An 818-nucleotide genomic window follows, 5' to 3' on the forward strand; every position below is an offset into this window, starting at 1 on the left:
CCAAAAAGAAACTTTGGAAAGAATCTTCAAGCGATTGGAGGCTTCGGAAATATATATTTCTCGTGCCCGCATGGATTGCGGCTCATGCTCGGAGGAAATCGTAGATATGGTAGAGGCTCATTGCAGGCATTTTTATATTCGTGCCAACAGATGCTCTTCCTTCTACGATTCCATGTTTGCCTTGACTGGATGGAAAACTGTTGAAATCAACGGTATTGAATTTGAGCTGAATTCCATCCTTGTTGAGAAATGGAAAGGAAAACCGTATCGTCTTGTCATACAGAGACAAAGGCGAATAGATGGAGACCTTGACATTTGGGAAGGCGAATATACCTACAGATGTATACTGACTAACGATTACAAGTCGAGTGCAAGAGACATCGTGGAATTCTACAATCTTCGTGGTGGCAAGGAACGCATCTTCGATGACATGAACAATGGCTTTGGCTGGAATCGATTGCCAAAATCGTTCATGGCACAGAATACTGTATTCCTGCTTATGACAGCTCTCATCAGAAACTTCTACAAAGCTATTATGCAGAGATTGAAAACCCATGAATTTGGATTGCGTGCCACCAGCAGAATCAAGACCTTTGTTTTCAAGTTCATCTCTGTTCCTGCGAAATGGATTAAGACATCACGTAGGCATGTATTGAACATTTACTCAGACAACAATGCTTATGCCAACCTGTTCAAGACAGACTTTGGTTAAAGACCATGCTTTTCTGGTTAAACCAGCGTATTACCTCAAGTCGCTTTATGGGGTAAGGGGATTTTGTGTTTACGACGTTTCTGTTATGCCCAAGGAATATGTACAA

Annotated in this window: 1 pseudogene; it reads left to right on the forward strand. The window is 41.7% G+C overall.

Features of this window, described 5'->3' with window-relative positions:
- Positions 1-712 (forward strand): annotated as a pseudogene (locus tag ABNK64_RS11125) (IS1380-like element IS942 family transposase); the annotation flags it as partial.
- Positions 713-818 lie beyond the last annotated feature (106 nt).

It is taken from the genome of Fusobacterium sp. SYSU M8D902 (assembly GCF_040199715.1).
Classification (GTDB): Bacteria; Fusobacteriota; Fusobacteriia; order Fusobacteriales; family Fusobacteriaceae; genus Fusobacterium_A.